The organism is Streptomyces sp. NPDC101234, from assembly GCF_044767525.1.
Lineage (GTDB): Bacteria > Actinomycetota > Actinomycetes > Streptomycetales > Streptomycetaceae > Streptomyces > Streptomyces sasae.
The window spans coordinates 332715-349275 of sequence record NZ_JBIWOA010000004.1 but is presented as its reverse complement, the minus strand read 5'-3'; the positions used below and the strand labels follow the sequence as shown (position 1 = coordinate 349275).

Genomic DNA, 16561 nt, shown 5'->3' with positions numbered 1-16561 from the left:
GGGGAACACCGGTTCCCACAGGAGTCTCCTAAAGTTCTCCCGCCGAGGAAGATCGGAACGGATCCGAACAGATCGAACGGATCGAACGGGGAGGACATGGCCATGGTGAGCAGACGGGGGCTGTTGAGCGGAGCCGCGCTCGTGGGGATGGGCGCGGTGACCGGCATGGCGGCGGGCACGGGCACCGCCGCGGCCGGCACCCCGCTGGACACACCGTTCACCCCGGTCGCGGCACCGCATCTGGCCGAGGCCGAGCAACTGGTGCAGTACCAGCGCATGCTGGCGGCCGGCTACCTGCCGACCGGACTCGCCGGACACTGGCCGCTGGACGGCTCCGGCGCCGACCGCTCCGGTCTGCAGCATCCCGTCACCCTGGGTCCGGGAGCGAGCTGGACCGCTCTGCGGGCGGGCGGTGAGCTGAGCTTCGACGGCACCTCCGGGGCCTACGCCGCCACCGCTTCCGTCCTCGACACCACGGCCCCGTTCACGGTCGCGGCCTGGGTCCGGCTGGCCGACGACGCCGTGCTGACGAACATGTACACGGCCGTCAGCCAGGACGGCGGCAGCGACAGCCGCTTCCTGCTCCAGTACGACAACACGGCCGGGACCTGGGCCTTCAAGGTGCGCAGCGAGGACCAGAGCACCAAGATCTCCGCGCTCGGCGCCGCACCCGTCACCAAGGCCGGTGTCTGGACCCACCTGACCGGCGTCTGGGACGGCACCCATGTGCTGCTCTACGTGAACGGCGCGCTGGAAGGCAGCGCCGACACCACCCTCTCCTGGGCCGCGACGCAGGGCTTCAACATCGGCCGGGCCCGCTGGGACGGCGGTTATGTGAACCGCTTCAAGGGCGCGATCGACGACGTCCGCGTCTACGCCCGTGCCCTGAGCGCGGATGAGATCGCACTGATCGGCGGCGCCACGGCACGTGCCAACAACGTCTATCTGATGAACGCCACGGCGACCGTGACCTGGGGCCGCCCGGACGACCTCGCGAGCTGGGTGGCCCGGGCCCGCTGCTCGTCCTTCGTCACGGCACTGCTCAAGCACACCTACGGCTGGGCGACCGACGCCTACTTCCTCCAGTACTTCCAGGAGAAGGGACCGGAGGCGGCCGACTACTGCTCGGCGTTCCGCAACGACACCGCGGGCCCTCGCTTCCGCCGCATCCACAAGGTGACCGACCTGCGGCCGGGCGACCTGATCGCCGTCGACTACAACGGACAGGACGCGGACAACACCGGGCACATCGTGATGGTCCGCGAGGTCAAGGGGGTCTTCAGCGGCGTCGCCGACTTCACCGGCGAGACCCAGTACGCCGTCGAGATCCTCGACTGCACCTCCGACCCGCACGGTGTCTACGGCCTGACCAACTACCCGCAGTACCCGGACACCCGCATGGTCGGCTCCGTGGACGGCGAGAACTTCCAGGGCGTCGGCATCGGTCACATGATGTTCTACGCCTCCGACGCCACCGGCGAGTTCTCCCGCTACCGCTGGAGCGTCAACTCGTCCGCGTCCACCGGCACCCACCCGGTCGGCGACCGCCCGGTGGCGGCGGCCCGGATCGTCTGACCCCCGCTCCCCTGACGGCAGCCGCTCCCCTTAGGACAGCCCGGCCGCTTCCGCCGCCGTCCGCAGCACCTCGCGGAGCATCTCGGGCGTGAGGCGGCCGGTGAAGGTGTTGCGCTGGCTGACGTGGAAGCAGCCGAGGAGGTCCAGGCCCCCGAGGTCGACCCGGGCGCCGTGGGCGAAGGCCGGGCGGGGCCGGGGCACGGCCCAGCCCGCGTCAGCGAACGCCGGCAGCGCCGCCTGCCAGCCGAACGCGCCGAGCACGACGGCGGCACGCAGTGTCGGCCGCAGCAGCCTCAGCTCCTCCACCAGCCAGGGTCGGCAGGTGTCGCGCTCCTCGGGGGTCGGCTTGTTGGCGGGCGGGGCGCAGTGCACGGGCGAGGTGACCCGCACGCCGTACAGCTCCAGACCGTCGCCGGCACTCACCGACGTCGGCTGCGAGGCGAGCCCGACGTCGTACAACGCCTGGTAGAGCACGTCACCGGAACGGTCCCCGGTGAACATCCGGCCGGTGCGGTTGCCGCCGTGTGCGGCCGGGGCGAGGCCGATGATCAGCAGCCGGGCGTCGGGCGGTCCGAAGCCGGGCACCGGGCGGCCCCAGTACGTCCAGTCGGCGAACGCTGCGCGCTTGGTACGCGCCACCTCCTCCCGCCAGGCGACCAGGCGGGGGCAGGCTCGGCACGCGCTGACGCGGTGGTCGAGCTCGGCGAGCCGGGCGAGGGAGGCGTCGTCCATGCCTCAACGGTAGGCCCGGGTGACCTGGGTGAAAGAAGGGTTCGTTCGGATCCGATCGGTCGGTGCGGCAGGAGTGCGCGGGAGCGCCGTGTCGGATTGTGCGAGCCGGCGGCTGCGGGTCGACCGTGGCTGGTCGCACCCACGCGGCGGAGCCGCATATCGATACGGCCCCGCGCCCCTTTCGGGGCGCCGTAATCACCTCCGTTTCCGCTGCGTCAGGGGGCTAAGGTCGGGGCATGGCTGTCGACGACACGGACGAGATCAGCGAGCGCGGGAGCGACGGGGCCGAGGCCCCCGCGTCCGCCGAGCCTGCCGAGGCCACCGCCGCCCCTGCCGCCCCGGCCCTCGACCCCGCCGCCCTGGCCGCTGCGATCGCCGCCGCCGAGGCCGCGGCGCCGGCGCCCGGGGAGACCGTGCGGGTCGACAGCTGGATCTGGGCCGTGCGCCTGATCAAGACCCGGTCCATGGGCGCCACCGCCTGCCGGGGCGGGCATGTGCAGGTGAACGGCGAGCGGGTCAAGCCCGCCCACTCCGTACGCGTCGGTGACGAGGTGCGGCTGCGCCACGAGGGGCGAGAGCGCGTCGTCATCGTGAAGCGGCTGATCCGCAAGCGGGTCGGTGCCCCGGTGGCCGCCCAGTGCTATATCGACAACTCCCCGCCGCCCCCGCCCCGTGAGGCCGTCGCCCCCATCGGCATCCGTGACCGCGGCGCCGGCCGCCCGACCAAGCGCGACCGCCGCGAGCTGGAGCGGCTGCGCGGCCTCGGCGGGATGGGCATGGGCGGAACGGGTGGATCGGGTGGTACGGGGGGAACCGGCCGACCGAGCGGTGGGCGCCCCGGCGGGCGATGATCCACCGGGCGGGCTCAGCGCCCCGCAAGGCCTCACAGGGCCCCGCAAGGCCTCACAGGGCTCGGCAGGGGCTCGGCTCGGCCGGGCCTGGCTCCGGCTACGCCGCCCGGGTTGCAGGCACTGCTCGGACCCATGTCCCGTCCTCGGTCAGATACCTGTCCACCTCCAGTCCCGCTTCCGCGAGCGCCTCCTCGAACTGTTCCTCGGTCAGCGGCCGGGCCAGGAACGTCTGTGTCCAGGCAGCGTCCGGGAACTCGTACTCCGCACGAATCGAGTTCACCCCGTCCCCGACCGGTTCCACGGCCGCGATCCGGATGGTGTAGCCGCTCGGGTCGACCCGCTCTCTCGGCACGTTCGAGTGGTAGTCCGCGCCTTCCCGCTGGACGAGCACGCAGCCGCCGTCCGCCACATGCGCCGCGCAGGCGCGCAGCATGCCCCGGCGCACCTCCACGTCCCCTGCGTGCACCAGGAACGACGCGAGCATCACCACGTCGAATCTCTCGCCCAGGTCGAGCTCCTCGATGGCGCCGCGTATCGTGCGCGCCCCGCGCACGCGCTCCAGCATCTCGGCCGACTCGTCCACCGCCGTGACCGTGAACCCGCGCTCCAGCAGCGGGTGCGTCATCCGCCCGACTCCGCAGCCCAGCTCCAGGATGTGGGCGCCGGCCGGCACCGCCGCCTCGATGATGTCCGGCTCGCCCCCCGCGGCCAGCCGTGAATACAGCTCCACCGCGCAGCCGTCCGGGGTGATCGCACCGGGTCCCGTTCCCTCATACCCCTCACGCATTTCAACCGTCATGCCCGAACAACGGCCGGCCGCGGCCGGCTCGTTCCCGCGCACCGACGGTTCACTCGTTCGAGCAATTCATGGGCGGACGGGAACTTTCCTCATATCAAAGGGAGTTGATGGCCAGTCAGGTTCGGAGGAGGTCGGTCCGGGGCCACGGGAACCATCCGTGGCCCACGTACCAGTGGCCGCCCGCCCGCAGATGGTCACCGACCGCCCGCTCCACCGGGGTGCGCCGGGGCAGGTCCGCCACCGGCAGGTCCGGGTCGCCGAAGACGAAGCCGACCGGGGTGGTGTCGGCCGGCTCCGGATCCTCCCACCCGGGCCGGAACCTCTCCTGGAAGCGGACGATGTTGGAGTCCGCCTTCAGGTGGCGTCGCAGCTGCGGATCGAGCAGCCAGGAGTGGCAGGTCGCGACGGCGTGCGGCTCCTCGGGAAAGTACCGCTCGAAGAACTCCCGGGCCCGGTCCACGGAGCGGTCGCAGGCGGCGGGGGTGAGCGGCCCGAGGAAGTCGGGGATGTGCAGGTCCAGGCAGGGCTCGCCACCGGTCGCGTCGGTTCCGGCCGCCGTGATCGCCCGTGCCGTGCGATCGCCGAGCCCTGTCCGCTCGTACTGCAGTCGTCCCAGCTGGTAGAGACGGCCGCAGAAGTGGCGGGTGAGCCAGTGTGCCTGGCGCGTTGCGAGCCCTCCTCGGCCGTACTGTCTGCGGTGCAGTGCCATGCCACGGCCGAGGTCGGCGAGGGTGTGCCGGGAGACGTCGCCGGGGATGCCGCGCGCCCGGTGCGACGCGCGGGCATGAGGCAGCGCGGCGAGGAAGACGTACACGAGGAAGTACTCGCCGAGCGCGGCCGGGGCCTGGGCGGCCCGGGCGCCGAGGCCCTCGGGGTCGTCGACCTCCCGTACGGCACCGGTCGCGTCCTCGACGCACTCCGTCAGCAGCCGTCGTACTCCGGGATCGGCGGTCACGGCCCGCCGCAGTGCCACCAGCGAGTTGATGTCCTCGTGCGGCACGGCCAGGTCGAGGAGCAGGTCGGGCAGGTCGTCGGCGTCCGGCAGCACAGCGGGGTCCCCCTTTGTGAACGTCCTGGTCAGAGAGTACGTTGCAAGGAGGAGTGGTGACGGGGATGCGGACGGGCAGTGAACCGACGACCGCGCGCAGTGCGCTGCGAGCGCGGTTGTGGCTGAGCCTGTGGGGACTGGCCTGGGCGATCTTCGGCACCGCGGTGTTCGCGCTGGTCGGCCGTCCCGGCTGGGCGGCCGCCTGCGGAGTCCTGTGGCTGGTGGCCGCCGTCGACATGACCGTGATCCTCAGGCACATCAGGCAGGGCCCGCACTATCAGCCGGGCCGCGATGTGCCCCCGTACCGGCCGGCGGACACCCGCCCGCCGCCGTTCCGGCGGCCGCCGCGGCATGGTCATCCGTGATCGGCCGTCCGGTCACGCACCGCCGTCGAACCGGGCCGCCTTCAGGTACTCCGGGTTGGGGTCCAGCGCGGCCGCCAGCCGGAAGTGGCGTATCGCGAGGTCCGCGCGTCCCTGGCGTTGGTAGGTGCGGGCGAGCGCGAAGTGCGCGAACGCGTTGTCCGGCTCGCGCTCCAGGACGATGGTGAACTCCAGCTCGGCGGGACGCAGTTGCGCGGCGGCGAAAAAAGCTCGCGCGCGCAGCAGCCGGGCGGCGGTGTTCTCGGGGTGGGCGGCGATCACTCCGTCGAGCAGTTTCACCGCGCCCCGCGGGTCCCGTGCGTTGAGCAGGTGCTCCGCGGCACGGAAGTCGATGACATGCGTCTCCGGAGTACGTCCGGTCGAACCGCTGGTCTCGGGCACGGCAGAGTCCTTCCCTCACTGAAGCGGTTCAACGCCCGGACGGGTGCCCGCTATTTCGATGACGCGTGCCCGCTAATTCGAACCGGACCGCTGCGCCCTGCCCACGAGGTCGACCCAGACCTCCTCGACGCGCCGTTCGAGTGCGTCCAGGGGCACGTCGTTGTCGACCACGATGTCGGCGATCTCCAGGCGCTTCTCGCGCGTCGCCTGCGCGGCCATGCGCGCGCGTGCGTCCTCCTCCGTCATCCCCCGCAGCCGGACCAGCCGGTCGAGCTGGGTCTCGGGAGCCGCGTCCACGACGATCACGACGTCGTAGAGCGGCGCGAGGCCGTTCTCCGCGAGGAGCGGGACGTCGTGGACCACCACGGCGTCGGCGGCGGCCGCGCTCTCCAGCTCGCGGGAGCGGGCGCCGACCAGAGGGTGCACGATCGAGTTCAGTACGGCGAGTCTCTCGGGGTCGGCGAAGACGATCGCACCCAGTTTCGGGCGGTCCAGGCTGCCGTCGGCGGTGAGCACGTCCGGGCCGAACGCCTCGACGACGGCCGCCAGACCCGGAGTTCCCTGCGCGACGACCTCACGTGCGATGCGGTCCGCGTCGATCAGCACGGCGCCACGCCCGACGAGCAGCCGCGACACCTCGCTCTTGCCGGCGCCGATCCCGCCGGTGAGGCCAACTTTCAGCATGGCCCGAAGCTTAGGGCCTGCCACCGACACCGGCCCGGACGGGGCCCGGCCGTCGCTCGGGCCGCCCTCGGCCGTCGCCCGGACGGCGCTCAGTTGTCGCCTTCGCGCTCCGCCAGGAACCGCTCGAACTCCAGGCCGATCTCGTCGGCCGACGGGATCTCCACCGGCTCGGCGAGCATGTTGCCCCGGGTCTCGGCGCCCGCGGCCGCGTCGTACTGGTGCTCCAGGCCCTGGACGAGGGCGGTGAGCTCCTCGTCGCCCTCCTGGATCTGGCGGTCGATCTCCGTCTGCGTGCGGTGCGCGTCCGTGCGCAGGGCGTGCGCGATACCCGGAAGGACCAGCCCGGTGGCGCCCGTGATGGCCTCCAGGACGGTCAGGGCGGCGTCCGGGTAGGGCGAGCGTGCGATGTAGTGCGGGACGTGCGCGGCGACGCCCAGGACGTCGTGGCCGGCCTCCATGAGGCGGTACTCCATCAGCGACTCGGCGCTGCCGGGCACCTGTGCCTCGTCGAAGGGGCTGCGGTGGCCCGGGACGAGGTCGGTGCGGTTGCCGTGCGGGGTGAGGCCGACGGGGCGGGTGTGCGGGACGCCCATCGGGATGCCGTGGAAGTTCACGGACAGGCGGACGCCGAGCCGCTCCACGATCTGCCGTACGGCCGCGGCGAAGCGCTCCCACTCGACGTCCGGCTCGGGTCCGGACAGCAGCAGGAACGGCGCACCCGTGGTGTCCTGGACCAGCCGTACCTCGATGCTGGGCTCCTCGTACTCGGTCCAGCGGTCCCGCTTGAAGGTCAGCAGCGGGCGGCGGGCCCGGTAGTCCACGAGCCGGTCGTGGTCGAAGCGGGCGACGACCTGGTGGGGCAGCGAGTCCAGGAGCCGGTCGACGATCTGGTCGCCGGTCTCACCCGCGTCGATGTATCCGTCGAAGTGGTAGAGCATGACAAGGCCGGCCGACTCCTGGGCGAGCGCCATGTCGACGGTGGCGAGGCCCTTCGGCTCCCATGCGTACAAACCCTGCGGATCAAGCACTGTGACCGCTCCTCCTCGTGTTCGTACGACACAACGTGGCACGGACCGCAGGCATTCCCGTCGGCGACGTGAACAGCCGACATCTCACCGCCTTTTCATGGCCGGAAGGCGGGCACGCGCGCGTGCCGGGCCCCGCCCCGGCCGTGCGGAACGCGCCGAACCGCTCCGGGCCCGGTGGCCGTCAACTCCTGGTCCAGAGCGCCCCTGTTCGTGGCCCTGGCCGGCAACTCCCGCCGGAAAACACCGAGGGACCGCACCTCGGAAGGTGCGGCCCCTCGGTCAGGAGCTACTGCTCAGTGAGCGTTCAGCTCTGGCCACCCGCGAGCTTCTCGCGGAGCGCGGCCAGCGCCTCGTCCGAGGCGAGGGCACCGGAGGTGTCCGCACCCTCGGAGGAGTACGAACCGCCACCGGCGGCCGGAGCCGCACCCGCGGCGTCGCCACCCTCCTCGGCAGCGGCAGCGTCGGCCTCGCGGCTCTTGATGACCTGCTGCTGGTGCTGCTCGAAGCGCTGCTGCGCCTCGGCGTACTGGTGCTCCCACGCCTCGCGCTGGGTCTCGTAGCCCTCGAGCCAGTCGTTGGTCTCGGGGTCGAAGCCCTCGGGGTAGATGTAGTTGCCCTGGTCGTCGTAGGACGCGGCCATGCCGTACAGGGTCGGGTCGAACTCGACCGTGGCCGGGTCGGCACCGAAGGCCTCGTTGGCCTGCTTCAGCGAGAGGCTGATGCGACGGCGCTCGAGGTCGATGTCGATGACCTTGACGAAGATCTCGTCGTTGACCTGGACGACCTGCTCCGGGATCTCCACGTGGCGCTCGGCCAGCTCGGAGATGTGGACCAGACCCTCGATGCCCTCGTCGACGCGGACGAACGCACCGAACGGAACCAGCTTCGTGACCTTACCGGGCACGACCTGGCCGATCTGGTGGGTGCGGGCGAACTGCTGCCACGGGTCTTCCTGGGTCGCCTTCAGCGACAGGGAGACACGCTCGCGGTCCATGTCGACGTCGAGGACCTCGACGGTGACCTCCTGGCCGACCTCGACAACCTCGGACGGGTGGTCGATGTGCTTCCAGGACAGCTCGGAGACGTGGACCAGACCGTCGACGCCACCCAGGTCCACGAAGGCACCGAAGTTGACGATCGAGGAGACCACACCGGAGCGGACCTGACCCTTCTGGAGGGTCGTGAGGAACGTCTGGCGGACCTCGGACTGGGTCTGCTCCAGCCAGGCACGGCGGGACAGGACCACGTTGTTGCGGTTCTTGTCCAGCTCGATGATCTTCGCCTCGAGCTCCTTGCCCACGTAGGGCTGGAGGTCGCGGACGCGGCGCATCTCGACCAGGGAGGCCGGGAGGAAGCCACGGAGGCCGATGTCGAGGATGAGACCACCCTTGACGACCTCGATGACGGTACCGGTGACGATGCCGTCCTCTTCCTTGATCTTCTCGATGGTGCCCCAGGCACGCTCGTACTGGGCGCGCTTCTTCGAGAGGATCAGGCGGCCTTCCTTGTCCTCCTTCTGGAGAACAAGGGCTTCGATCTCGTCACCGACGGCGACGACCTCGTTGGGGTCGACGTCGTGCTTGATCGAGAGTTCGCGGCTCGGGATGACACCTTCGGTCTTGTAACCGATGTCGAGCAGGACCTCGTCCCGGTCGACCTTCACGATGACGCCGTCGACGATGTCGCCGTCGTTGAAGTACTTGATCGTCTCGTCGATCGCGGCGAGGAAGGCTTCCTCGTTACCGATGTCGTTGACCGCAACCTGCGGGGTGGTGGCGGTGGTCTCGGTGCTGCTCGTCATGTGGGAAAGGGCTCCGGTACGGACATTGAAGTCGTAGGTACTGCTTACGCCGGGAGCCCGTTTCGCTCTGATGAAGCCGGACAGCCAAGGAAGCGCCACAGAAAACCGCTGGTGGCGCCTCGAAAACCGAGGGGACATACAACAGATGCGAGCGCAGCCTGCTACGTCTGAGGTGCGCAGGCCCGCAGCGCAACTTGTAGCATACGGGGGCAGCCGGGCAGGGTCAATGCGCGAAGGCGCACACCCGGGGCGGATCGCCGCATACCCGGCACAAGAACCGTCCCGCGAGGCCACACACGCCTGACACACCGCGCGTGTGACACTCCCCTGAACGGGTTGCACGGAAGAGTACGACGAGGGAGCCGATCATCCAAGAGCCCGATTCGTTCGACCTCGAAGACACCGGGTCACAGTCCGGAACAGAGGCCGAACCCGAAGCCACCCGGCGTGCCGCCGGGGTCGCGGAGAGCAGCCGGGCCAACCGGGGCTGGTGGGACCGCAACGCCGACGAGTACCAGGTCGAACACGGCACGTTCCTGGGCGACGACCGCTTCGTGTGGGGCCCCGAGGGCCTCGACGAGGTGGAGGCGGAGCTGCTCGGCCCGCCGGAGGAGCTGAAGGGCAAGGACGTCCTGGAGATCGGCGCCGGCGCGGCCCAGTGCTCGCGCTGGCTGGCCGCGCAGGGTGCCCGGCCGGTCGCCCTGGACATCTCGCACCGCCAGCTCCAGCACGCCTTGCGCATCGGCGGATCGTTTCCCCTGGTCTGCGCGGACGCGGGCGAGCTCCCCTTCGCGGACGCCTCGTTCGACCTGGTGTGCTCGGCGTACGGCGCGCTCCCCTTCGTCGCGGACCCGCGCCTGGTGCTGCGCGAGGTGCGCCGCGTGCTGCGTCCCGGCGGCCGCCTCGTCTTCTCGGTCACCCATCCGATCCGCTGGGCGTTCCCGGACGAGCCGGGCCCCGAGGGCCTGTCCGTGTCCTCGTCCTACTTCGACCGGACGCCGTACGTCGAGCAGGACGACGACGGCCGCGCGGTGTACGTCGAGCACCACCGCACGCTCGGCGACCGCGTCCGCGACATCGCCTCCTCGGGCTTGCGGCTGGTGGACCTGGTGGAGCCGGAGTGGCCGGCCTGGAACACCTCCGAGTGGGGCGGCTGGTCCCCGCTGCGGGGCAATCTCATCCCCGGGACGGCGATCTTCGTGTGCGAGCGGGATTGATGCGAGCGGGATTGAGCCGTACGCAGCTTGACTGTGCACGCGCGCGTGCGGGGCGTTTTCGGGGGCGTACGACACTAGGGGCGTGATCCGCTACGACGCCCTGGACGCGCTGCCCGTACGACAGGTCCTGCCCGGCCTGAAGGACGCCCTGGACGGGCACGGCACCGCCGTCCTCGTGGCACCGCCCGGCACCGGCAAGACGACGCTGGTGCCGTTGGCGCTGGCCGGGCTGCTGGGCGAGGGGCCGGCCCGGCGGGTGGTCGTGGCCGAGCCCCGCCGGATCGCGGCACGCGCGGCGGCCCGCCGGATGGCGTGGCTGCTCGGCGAGCAGGTCGGGCGGAGCGTCGGCTACACCGTGCGCGGCGAGCGGGTCGTGGGACGCCGCGCGCGCGTGGAGGTCGTCACGACGGGTGTGCTGTTGCAGCGTCTGCAGCGCGACCAGGAGCTGTCCGGTGTGGACGTCGTCGTCCTCGACGAGTGCCACGAACGCCATCTGGACGCCGACACGGTGGCTGCCTTCCTCTGGGACGTCCGGGAGACGCTGCGGCCGGAGCTGCGGCTCCTGGCCGCGTCGGCGACGACGGACGCGCAGGGCTGGGCGCGGCTCCTGGGGGACGCGCCGGTGGTCGAGGCGGACGGCGTGTCATATCCCGTGGAGACGGTGTGGGCGCCGCCGGTGCGTCCGGTACGGCCGCCGCACGGGATGCGCGTCGACCCCGTCCTGCTGACACATGTGGCATCCGTCGTGCGGCGGGCCCTGACCGAGCGCTCCGGTGACGTGCTGTGCTTCCTGCCCGGGGTCGGCGAGATCGCGCGCGTGGCCGGGCAGCTGGGGGACCTCGGGGGCGTCGAAGTGCTCCAGGTGCACGGCCGGGCACCGGCGGCCGTGCAGGACGCTGTGCTGGCGCCCGGGGCGCGGCGCCGGGTGGTCCTCACCACGTCCGTGGCGGAGTCCTCGCTGACCGTCCCGGGCGTCCGGGTGGTGGTCGACTCCGGGCTCGCGCGGGAGCCGCGTGTCGACCACGCGCGCGGGCTGAGCGCGCTGACGACGGTGCGGGCGTCGCGCGCGGCCGGGCGGCAGCGGGCGGGGCGCGCCGGGCGCGAGGCGCCGGGCACGGTGTACCGGTGTTGGACCGAGGCCGAGGACGCCCGTCTCACGGCCTTTCCGGCACCGGAGATCAGGGTGGCCGACCTGACCGCGTTCGCCCTCCAGGCGGCCTGCTGGGGCGACCCGGAGGCCGCGGGGCTGGCGTTGCTGGACCCACCGCCGGGCGGGGCCATGGCGGCGGCGCGGACTCTTCTGACGGCGATCGAGGCGGTCGACTCCGTCGGTCGGGCCACGGGGAGGGGGGTGCAGTTGGCGCGGCTGGGGTTGCACCCCCGGCTGGGGCGGGCCCTGATGGACGGTGCCGCGGTGGTGGGGGTGGAGCGGGCTGCGGAGGTGGTCGCGCTGTTGAGCGAGGAGGTGCCTCGGGAGTACGGGGACGATCTCGGGGCGGCTCTGCGGAGTGTGCGGCGTGGGGGTGACGCCTATTCCGGGAGGTGGCGTGCGGAGGTTCGGCGCCTGCGGGCCGTCTTCGTTGGTATTTCCCACCCACCCGCCCATGACCGTCGGCCGACAGGCGAGGTCGAGGACGGAGCCACCGCCGAGGTCGGGGCCGGAGTCGAGGCCGGGGCCGGAGTCGAGGCCGGGGCCGGAGTCGAGGTCGAAGTCGAGGCCGGGGCCGAAGTCGAGGCCGGGGCCGGAGTCGAGGCCGAGGTCGAGGCCGGAGTCGAAGTCGGGGCCGAGGTCGATGCCGGAGTCGGGGTCGGGGCCGGGGCCGGGGCCCCGGTCGTGGTCGGGGTCGGGGCCGGGGCCCCGGTCGTGGTCGGGGTCGGGGTCGGGCCGGGCGCTGCTGATGACCATGTCGCCGGGCTCGTCGCCGCCCTCGCCTTTCCCGAGCGGGTCGCCCGGGCGGACGGCGGTTCCTGCCTCATGGTCTCGGGGACCCGTGCCGAACTCCGTGACGGATCGCCGCTGCGGTCCGCACCCTGGCTCGCCGTCGCCGTCGCCGACCGGCCCGTGGGGAAGGGGCACGCGCGTGTGCAGCTCGCGGCGGTGGTGGACCAGGGGATCGCGCGAGCGGCCGCCGGGGCGCTGCTCGACGAGCGGGACGAGGTGCACTGGGCCGACGGGGATGTCGTCGCGCGGCGTGTGGAACGGCTCGGGGCGATCGAGCTCGCGGTGCGGCCGCTGCGGGACGCCGGCCCCGCCCTCGTACGCGCTGCGCTGCTCGAAGGGCTGCGGCACGAGGGGTTCGGCCTGTTGCGGTGGACGCCCGAGGCTGTCGTACTGCGGCAGCGGCTCGCTTTCCTTCACCTGCGGCTCGGCGAGCCCTGGCCCGACGTGTCCGACAACGCGCTGCACGCGCGCGTGGACGACTGGCTGGAGCCGGAGCTCGGCAGGTCCCGACGGCGGTCCGATCTCGGGCGGGTCGACGCCGGGGAGGCGCTCCGGCGGCTGCTGCCCTGGGCGAGCGGGGAGGCGGGACGGCTCGATGAGCTGGCGCCCGAGCGGATCGCCGTACCCAGCGGTTCGCGTATCCGGGTCGACTACGCCGATCCCGAGCAGCCAGTTCTCGCCGTGAAGTTGCAGGAGATGTTCGGGTTGCAGGAATCGCCCGCCGTGGCCGGGGTGCCGGTGCTGGTGCATCTGCTGTCGCCCGCCGGTCGGCCCGCCGCCGTCACCGCCGACCTCGCCTCCTTCTGGAGGGACGGGTACAGGGGTGTGCGGGCCGAGCTTCGGGGGCGGTATCCGAAGCATCCCTGGCCGGAGGATCCCGCGACCGCGGAGCCCACCCGGCACACCAACGCGCGGCTCAGGCGCTGACCGGCTGCGGGATCGTGGACTGCGCCGGCTGCGGGTCGGCGGGGCGGCGGCTCAGCGCCTCCAGGCAGAGGGAGAGGGCCAGCAGCGCGACACCGAGGGACAGGAAGCCCCAGGGGAGGTAGGAGGTCAGCATCAGGACGATCGTGCGGTTGTGCTTCACCAGGGCGACCGTGTGCTCGATGTAGTCCTCGCGCATCTTCACGTCGCCGGCGAAGGCGGTGACCTTGGCGCGGCCGCCCAGCAGGGTGCCGCCGCGCAGCTCCTCCTTGTGGATCTCCTCGCCGTAGACGGGCGCTCCGGTGACGGGTTCCACCCAGAACTTGCGGACCGTCGTGTACCAGCGGGTGGTGCCGGTCTTGGCGACGGACTCCGGGGTGATGCCCTGCACCGGCATCTTCTTGGGCAGCGCGACCTTGGTCCACGGGATGGTCTGCTCGAAGTAGTAGACCTTGACGCCCCGGAAGGTCCGCGTCCCCTTGTAGTGGATGGGGTTGGTGGTGCGGGTCTGCGCGTCGAAGTACTCGTAGTCCCGCTTCTCGGTCAGGAACGGCCACTTGAACTCGATGCCGTCCCGGGTCACCGGGTCGCCGTCGACCATCTCGCCGGTGGCGTGGACGGGTTCCTGGCTGTGGGCGTCGAAGATGTAGCGCTCGGGGATCTCGGAGACCATCTTGCCGTCGGGGCCCTGGACGTAGGACAGCCCGTCCCAGACGACGACGTCCCGGCCCGCCGTCCGCTCGATCTCCTTCGCGGCCTCCACGTTGCCCTTGAGGGTCTGCACGATGGTGACCCGGGGGACTTTCTTCGCCTGCATGGTGCCGTAGTCGAGGAGCGTGGCGTTCTTCGCCACCAGGACCATGTCCTGGTACTGGTTCGCCGGGATCTTGGCGAGGCGCGGGAAGGCGTACCAGCGCAGCAGCGGGGACAGCGCCGCGAAGAACACGGCGCAGGCGAGCAGGACCAGACTGGCCTTGCGGCGCATCTCGGCCTCCCGGGGCGGCGGTTACGGGTGTGACGGCACCGTCGTGAGCAGCGGCTTGGGGGACGTCTTTCCGTTCGGCGACCCCAGGGCACTGATCGTCACGACCAGGGCGAGCGCGAGGGCGAGACCGGTCGCGGCGGCGATCAGTGCGCGCATGCGGGGCCTCCTTGCCTTGTCGGCACCTGACGGCTCGTCAGGTGCGGGCACCGTAGCAACGGGAGGGTGAGAAGAGAACAGGTCTCACGCGCGAGGGCGCCCTCCCGCGTCGGCGGAAGGGCGCCCTCGTCGTCGTGGGAGCGGGGATCAGGAGGTGGCGGAGGCCGAGGGGCTCGGGGATGCGGACGCGGAGGCGGAGGCGGAGGCGGACGCGGAGGCGGTCGGCGACGGGCTCGCCGAGCTGTCCGCCGCGGCGACCGTCAGCTCGACGGTGAGCGTCGCACCGCCGGTGGTGGTGATGCGGAGCAGGAACGTGCCGGTGGTGTCGTCCGCGTACAGCTTGGGCAGCGTGAGCAGGCCGTTCGCGTCCGTCTGGAGGTCCGTGAGGGTGCGGACGGCGTTGCCGTTCGCGTCCTTGAAGTACGGGCCCTTGTCGTTCGTGCTCGTGTCGTCCGCCGACTTGATGAGCGTGGCGGTGGCGGCGACCTTGTCGGCGACGGCACCCTGGTAGGTGGCCTTCGCCTGGACCTGGTCGGCGAACTCGCCGCCCGGCGTGCAGGTCAGCGCCGTGGTGTTGGCGAGGGCGAGGGTGTCGGCGGCGCGCGCGGTGACGCTCACCTTGTAGTCGACGCCCTTCACCGCACGGCCGACCACGCCGGTGCGGACCGTGAAGTCACCGGTCTTCTCGCCCGCCTGGAGCGCCGGTGCGACGGCGACGCCCTTGCTGTCGGTGACGACCGTGGCGGTGGTCTCGCCCCCGGCGAAGGTCGCGTCCGTGTCCCCGACGATGGTGAAGCGGACGCGGACCTTGGCGACGGCCTGTCCGGCCTCGGTCTCCGCGCGCGTGCTGATCTTCTTGGTGAACGCGTCGCCGGCCATCGCCGTGAGCGTGGCGGTGCCCGCGTCCTCCAGGTGGTCCACGGTCTCGGTGGGCGTGGCCGGCAGCGTCGGGGACGTGCTCGGGGTGCTCGGCGTGGGCAACGAGGGGCTCGGCGTGCTCTTGCCCGGCGCGCTGGGCGACGGGGAGGCGCTGGAGCCGCCGGAGCCGCTCGATCCCGACCCGGTCTTCCCGCTGTTGCTGCGGTGGCTGGGCACGGTACCGGTGCCGTCCGGTATCGAGTGGGTGCCCTTGCGGTAGAACTCGTACCAGGACAGGACCAGGTTCAGGTAGTCCTGCGAGTTGTTGTAGCTGAGGATCGCGCTGTTCATGTCGGCCTGGACGGACAGGTCCCAGCCGTTGCGGCACAGGTAGTGGCCGGCGGCGAGTGCCGCGTCGTAGACGTTGTTGGGGTCCTTGACGCCGTCGCCGTTGCCGTCGCGGCCCGCCCACGCCCAGGTCGAGGGGATGAACTGCATGGGGCCGACGGCCTGGTCGTACTGGCTGTTGCCGTCGTACTTGCCGCCGTCGGTGTCCTTGATGAGCGCGAAGCCGTTGCCGTCGAGCTCAGGGCCGAGGATCCGGTGCAGGGTGTTGCCCTCGGCGTCGACGTCACCGCCGCGGGCCTGGCCGGACTCGACCTCGCCGATGGCGGCGAGCAGCTGCCAGGGCAGGTTGCAGCCGGACTTGGAGCTGCGCAGCTCCGCCTCGGCCTTCTTGTAGGCGTCCAGAACGGTGGCCGGTATCCCGGCCTCGGCGCTGCCGCGCGAGACGGCGGTGCCGATGCTCGACGAGGAGGCCGTGGGGCTGGTGCTGGGGTTCGGGCTGTTCAGCGGCGGCAGGTCCGTGTAGTACGGCGAGTTGCCGGTGGCCCCGCCGGTCGCGCCGACTCCGTCGGGTGCGGCGGTGCTGGCGCCGGCGTTGGCCTGTCTGCCCATGTCGCCGGTCGTCGCGCCCGGTGCCTGGGACGCGGACAGAGCCGCGACCGCCAACGCGGCCGCGGCGGTCGTCGCCGCTCCCTTGCGCAGCCGCCTGCCGAATTGCGCCGCCATAAGGTGAACCCCTCCCCTGAGCGCCTTCTGAGCGCCCGTCTCCGACTGTCCACTCGCCCTGGTGTGACGGTTGACCCGATGCTGTGGTTGCCCCCGTTACCTCTTTCGAGTTGTGAGGTCGTGCAC

At 71.8% G+C, this 16561-nt stretch carries 15 protein-coding genes; 5 read left to right on the top strand and 10 right to left on the bottom strand.

Features of this window, described 5'->3' with window-relative positions; all coding sequences use genetic code 11:
* Positions 1 to 102 precede the first annotated feature (102 nt).
* Complete coding sequence (locus ACIRR9_RS10115; RefSeq protein WP_403749492.1) at positions 103 to 1575, top strand: LamG domain-containing protein; 1473 nt, start codon at positions 103 to 105, stop codon at positions 1573 to 1575.
* A gap of 30 nt (positions 1576 to 1605) precedes the next feature.
* Here ACIRR9_RS10115 and ACIRR9_RS10110 read toward each other — a convergent pair whose 3' ends face one another.
* Positions 1606 to 2307, bottom strand: coding sequence for a uracil-DNA glycosylase (locus ACIRR9_RS10110; RefSeq protein ID WP_403749490.1), 702 nt, complete (start codon positions 2305 to 2307; stop codon positions 1606 to 1608).
* 236 nt (positions 2308 to 2543) lie between these two features.
* Between ACIRR9_RS10110 and ACIRR9_RS10105 the strand changes: the two genes are divergently transcribed.
* On the top strand, positions 2544 to 3158 hold the full coding sequence (locus tag ACIRR9_RS10105) for an RNA-binding S4 domain-containing protein (protein ID WP_403749489.1): 615 nt from the start codon (positions 2544 to 2546) through the stop codon (positions 3156 to 3158).
* A 97-nt stretch (positions 3159 to 3255) separates the two neighbouring features.
* Here the strand turns inward: ACIRR9_RS10105 and ACIRR9_RS10100 are convergent, their stop codons facing one another.
* Entirely contained in the window at positions 3256 to 3945 is a 690-nt protein-coding gene (locus tag ACIRR9_RS10100) for a class I SAM-dependent methyltransferase (RefSeq protein ID WP_403749487.1), read from the bottom strand.
* Positions 3946 to 4072: 127 nt separating this feature from the next.
* On the bottom strand, positions 4073 to 5005 hold the full coding sequence (locus ACIRR9_RS10095; protein ID WP_403749485.1) for an acyltransferase domain-containing protein: 933 nt from the start codon (positions 5003 to 5005) through the stop codon (positions 4073 to 4075).
* A gap of 65 nt (positions 5006 to 5070) precedes the next feature.
* Between ACIRR9_RS10095 and ACIRR9_RS10090 the strand changes: the two genes are divergently transcribed.
* Positions 5071 to 5370, top strand: a complete 300-nt coding sequence (locus ACIRR9_RS10090; RefSeq protein ID WP_403749483.1) for a DUF6343 family protein — start codon at positions 5071 to 5073, stop codon at positions 5368 to 5370.
* Positions 5371 to 5382: 12 nt separating this feature from the next.
* Here the strand turns inward: ACIRR9_RS10090 and ACIRR9_RS10085 are convergent, their stop codons facing one another.
* From ACIRR9_RS10085 to rpsA, 4 genes are all read right to left on the bottom strand, one after another.
* Positions 5383 to 5769: a tetratricopeptide repeat protein gene (locus tag ACIRR9_RS10085; RefSeq protein ID WP_123977986.1), complete on the bottom strand. Its 387-nt coding sequence runs from the start codon at positions 5767 to 5769 to the stop codon at positions 5383 to 5385.
* Between the two features lie 72 nt (positions 5770 to 5841).
* Positions 5842 to 6453, bottom strand: a complete 612-nt coding sequence (gene coaE / locus ACIRR9_RS10080; protein ID WP_403749481.1) for a dephospho-CoA kinase — start codon at positions 6451 to 6453, stop codon at positions 5842 to 5844.
* A gap of 89 nt (positions 6454 to 6542) precedes the next feature.
* On the bottom strand, positions 6543 to 7481 hold the full coding sequence (locus tag ACIRR9_RS10075; RefSeq protein ID WP_384563975.1) for a PAC2 family protein: 939 nt from the start codon (positions 7479 to 7481) through the stop codon (positions 6543 to 6545).
* 304 nt (positions 7482 to 7785) lie between these two features.
* A complete protein-coding gene (gene rpsA, locus ACIRR9_RS10070) occupies positions 7786 to 9282 on the bottom strand; it encodes a 30S ribosomal protein S1 (RefSeq protein WP_123977983.1) in 1497 nt (498 codons plus the stop codon).
* A 368-nt stretch (positions 9283 to 9650) separates the two neighbouring features.
* On the opposite strand from rpsA, the gene ACIRR9_RS10065 reads away from it, so the two are divergent.
* The gene (locus tag ACIRR9_RS10065; RefSeq protein WP_365336101.1) at positions 9651 to 10499 is read left to right on the top strand and encodes a class I SAM-dependent methyltransferase; all 849 of its coding nucleotides are present in this window, start codon (positions 9651 to 9653) and stop codon (positions 10497 to 10499) included.
* An 82-nt stretch (positions 10500 to 10581) separates the two neighbouring features.
* Entirely contained in the window at positions 10582 to 13368 is a 2787-nt protein-coding gene (locus tag ACIRR9_RS10060; protein ID WP_403749478.1) for an ATP-dependent RNA helicase, read from the top strand.
* Here ACIRR9_RS10060 and ACIRR9_RS10055 read toward each other — a convergent pair.
* From ACIRR9_RS10055 to ACIRR9_RS10045, 3 genes are all read right to left on the bottom strand, one after another.
* Positions 13358 to 14350, bottom strand: coding sequence for a DUF3068 domain-containing protein (locus ACIRR9_RS10055; RefSeq protein ID WP_403749476.1), 993 nt, complete (start codon positions 14348 to 14350; stop codon positions 13358 to 13360). The two genes, ACIRR9_RS10060 and ACIRR9_RS10055, sit on opposite strands and share 11 nt — an antisense overlap.
* Positions 14351 to 14371: 21 nt before the next feature.
* Positions 14372 to 14506, bottom strand: coding sequence for an SPW_0924 family protein (locus ACIRR9_RS10050; RefSeq protein ID WP_365335926.1), 135 nt, complete (start codon positions 14504 to 14506; stop codon positions 14372 to 14374).
* Positions 14507 to 14653: 147 nt separating this feature from the next.
* Complete coding sequence (locus tag ACIRR9_RS10045; protein WP_403749474.1) at positions 14654 to 16435, bottom strand: lytic transglycosylase domain-containing protein; 1782 nt, start codon at positions 16433 to 16435, stop codon at positions 14654 to 14656.
* Between the last annotated feature and the right edge of the window lie 126 nt (positions 16436 to 16561).